Source organism: Variovorax sp. P1_H12_2, assembly GCF_056405335.1.
Genome location: NZ_JBFUCI010000544.1, coordinates 1 through 3,566 on the forward strand (window position 1 = coordinate 1; position 3,566 = coordinate 3,566).

The 3,566-nt window shown below is 68.3% G+C and carries 4 protein-coding genes; 2 read left to right on the forward strand and 2 right to left on the reverse strand.

Features of this window, described 5'->3' with window-relative positions; genetic code table 11:
* Nucleotides 1-248: 248 nt before the first annotated feature.
* Nucleotides 249-767, forward strand: a complete 519-nt coding sequence (locus tag AC1D2K_RS31955; RefSeq protein WP_478094112.1) for an Lrp/AsnC family transcriptional regulator — start codon at nt 249-251, stop codon at nt 765-767.
* A 6-nt stretch (nt 768-773) separates the two neighbouring features.
* A complete protein-coding gene (locus AC1D2K_RS31960; RefSeq protein ID WP_478094114.1) occupies nt 774-2,402 on the forward strand; it encodes an MFS transporter in 1,629 nt (542 codons plus the stop codon).
* Between the two features lie 270 nt (nt 2,403-2,672).
* Here AC1D2K_RS31960 and AC1D2K_RS31965 read toward each other — a convergent pair whose 3' ends face one another.
* Nucleotides 2,673-2,987, reverse strand: a complete 315-nt coding sequence (locus AC1D2K_RS31965; RefSeq protein ID WP_442284327.1) for a cytochrome C oxidase subunit IV family protein — start codon at nt 2,985-2,987, stop codon at nt 2,673-2,675.
* Nucleotides 2,988-2,995: 8 nt separating this feature from the next.
* Nucleotides 2,996-3,566, reverse strand: a 571-nt coding sequence (locus AC1D2K_RS31970) for a heme-copper oxidase subunit III family protein (protein WP_478094117.1), incomplete at its 5' end; no start/stop codon positions are given.

Here is a 3,566-nt window from a genome sequence, read left to right on the forward strand (position 1 = left end):
CCCGTAGTCCAGCGAATACTTGTCGTCAAGCGTCACCGTTTCGAGGGCGCGGCGGATGTGCTCGGGCAGCGGGGCGTTCATGTTGTCTCCAGTGGCTGTGCCTTGTGGGCGTGGCGTGCAAGGCATCCGGGTCGAATACCCCTCGGCCATCATCACGCAAAGTGTATGCCTGCGGCCTCGACAGGTGTTTGCGTTTTGCACCCTATGGCGCCACCTTTTTGAACGAATCTTGCTTAAAATGGCATTAAATGGAAAGCATTGATAAGTTCGATCTTGCAATCCTGCAAGAACTGCAGACCGACGGGCGCCTGACCAATGCCGAGCTGTCGCAGCGCGTGGGACTCTCGGCGGCGCCGTGCTGGCGCCGGGTCCGGGCGCTCGAGGAGGCCGGCGTCATCAAGGGCTACCACGCCGAGATCGACCGCCAGAAGATCGGGCTCGGGGTGCTCGCCTTCGTGCGCGTCGACACCGAGCGCATCTCCGGCGACGCCACCCGCTTGCTCGAGGACGCGATCCGCCAGCTGCCCGAGGTGATCGCCTGCCACTACATCAGCGGCACCGGGACTTTCGAGCTGCAGGTGGTGTCGCAGGACCTCGACAGCTTCTCGCGCTTCGCGCTCAAGCACCTGCTGAACCTGCCGAACGTGAAGGACCTGCACACCAGCTTCTCGCTCGGCGAGGTCAAGGCGAGCCGGACCCTGCCGCTGGCGCACCTGGCCCCCGCGCGCTCCGCCGACACGGCAAGCCGCCCGGGCCGCCGACAATAGGCCGCGATGCCGCCGATCTCGCCCCAGGAAAACCCCGTCGCCTCCGCCCCCGCGCAAGCCCCGCGCGTCGGCCCGCTCGAACCGCTCCGGATCCCGGTGTTCCGGATGCTGTGGACCACCTGGCTGATCGCCAACGTCTGCATGTGGATGAACGACGTCGCGGCGGCCTGGATGATGACCTCGCTGACCAGCTCGCCGATCTGGGTCGCGCTGGTGCAATCGGCCTCGACGCTGCCGGTGTTCCTGCTCGGGCTGCCCAGCGGCGCACTGGCGGACATCCTCGACCGCCGGCGCTGGCTGGTCGCCACCCAGTTCTGGCTCGCGGGCTCGGCAGTGGTGCTGTGCGTCGCCGTGGTGCTCGATCTCATGAGCGCGCCGCTGCTGCTGGCCCTGACCTTCGCCAACGGCATCGGCCTGGCGCTGCGCTGGCCGGTGTTCTCGGCCATCGTGCCCGAGCTGGTGCCGCGCAGCCACCTGCCGGCGGCGCTCGGGCTCAACGGCATCTCGATGAACGCCTCGCGCATCATCGGCCCGCTGGTGGCCGGTGCGCTGATCGCGAGCGCGGGCACCGTGTGGGTGTTCGGACTCAACGCGGTGCTGTGCGTGGCCTCGGGTTTCGTGGTGCTGCGCTGGCGGCGCGAGCACACGCCCAATCCGCTCGGCCGCGAGCGGCTGATCAGCGCGATGCGCGTCGGCGTGCAGTTCGTGCGGCAGTCGCAGCGCATGCGCGCGGTGCTGGTGCGGATCTCGATCTTCTTCCTGCATTCCACCGCGGTGCTGGCGCTGCTGCCGCTGCTGGCGCGCAACCTCAAGGGCGGCGGCGCCGGCACCTTCACGCTGCTGCTGGCGGCGATGGGCTCGGGCGCCATCGTGGCGGTGCTGTTTCTGCCCCGGCTGCGGCAGGCGCTGGCGCGCGATCAGCTGGTGCTGCGCGGCACGCTGCTGCAAGCGGGCGCGACCGCCGTCATGGCCGTGGCGCCCAATGCCTGGGTGGCGGTGCCCGCGATGTTCCTCGGCGGCATGGCCTGGATCACGGTCGCGAATACGCTCTCGGTCTCGGCCCAGCTGGCGCTGCCCGACTGGGTGCGCGCGCGCGGCATGTCGATGTACCAGATGGCGATCATGGGGGCGAGCGCGCTGGGGGCCGCGCTGTGGGGCCAGGTGGCGGAACTCAGCTCGATCTACACCAGCCTCGGCATCGCCTCGGTGACGGCGGTCCTTTGCATGGGGCTGGCGCTGCGCTACGTGACCGACGGCACCGGCGAGGACGACGACACCAGCCCGGCGCGCCATGGCTGGGCCGCCGGCCCGCCGGCCAGCGCGCCCGACGAGGCCGGCCGGGTGGTGATCGCGGTCGAATACCTGATCGATCCGGCGCGCGCGGCCGCCTTCCACCTGGTCATGCACGAGACGCGCCGCGCGCGCCTGAGCCAGGGAGCGATCGGCTGGGAGCTGTTGCACGACATCGCCGAGCCCGGCCGCTACGTGGAGCAGATCGTCGACGAATCCTGGACCGAGCACCTGCGCCGCTTCCACCGCGCCACCGCCGCCGACATGGCCCTGCGCGAGCGCAGGCTGGCCTTCCACCACGGCGAGGCGCTGCCGATCGTGACCCGCTACATCGCCCACCGGTGACTCGCCCCCAGGTTGCCCGGCACTTCGTGTCCGGGCGCCCACCCCCTACCGGGGGCGCAGTCAGCGGCCCGGCGAAGCCGGTTCCGCGACTGCCCACGAACARGCGCGCTGCGCGCAGCYGTAGAAAAMCCCCAGCGCCGATSGCTGGCCGGCGCAGCCAGGCCYGTTGGTGAAACACCGCGGAACCGGCTTCGCCGGGCCGCCGGTGTTGCCCCCGGTAGGGGGTGGGCGGGCTACACGAAGTGAGCCCAACCTGGGGGCGAGCCAAACCTAATGAAAGAAGAGCAGCCGCGTCAGGAAGGTATGGCCGGCCTCCGCCGCCATCAGGCCGACCAGCACCAGCAGGCACAGGGGCGGCAGCAAGATGGCATAGACCAGCGCCAGCCGCTCCCAGGCCATGTGCATGAAGACCGCGACGATGAGTCCGGCCTTCAGCAGCATGAAGGTGATGATCAGGCCCCAGCGCAGATAGCCCTGGAAATGGAAGTAGTCGACCAGGTACGACAGCGTGCTGAGCACGAACAGCAGCCCCCAGATCTTGAGGTAGAGGCTGATCGGATGTTGTTGGCCTGTGCCGGGGTTCATGGTCGTCCTCACCAGAGATAGAACAGCGCAAAGATGAACACCCACACCAGATCCACGAAGTGCCAGTACAGGCCGGCGATCTCGACGATCTGGTAGTTGCCGGTCTTGTCGTAGTCGCCGCGGATCAGCTTGAAGGCCACGATGAACAGGAACACCACGCCGGCCGACACGTGCAGTCCATGAAAGCCGGTGATCATGAAGAAGCTCGAGCCGAACTGCGCCGCCCCCATCGGGTTGCCCCAGGGCCGCACGCCCTCCTCGATGATCAGCTTGGACCATTCGAAGGCCTGCATGCCGACGAAGAGTTCGCCGAAGGTCGCGGTCACGAGCATCAGCGTGGCGGCGTTCACGCGGTCGCGGCGGTAGGCGAAATTGACGGCCATCGCCATCGTGCCGCTGCTGCTGATGAGCACGAAGGTCATGATCGCGATCAGGAGCAGCGGGATGTCGRCCCCCCCGACATGAAGCGCGAACACCTCGCTCGGGTTGGGCCACTCCGCGGTGGTCGAGGCGCGCACCGTCATGTAGCCGGTCAGGAAGCAGCTGAAGATGAAGGTGTCGCTGAGCAGGAAGATCCAC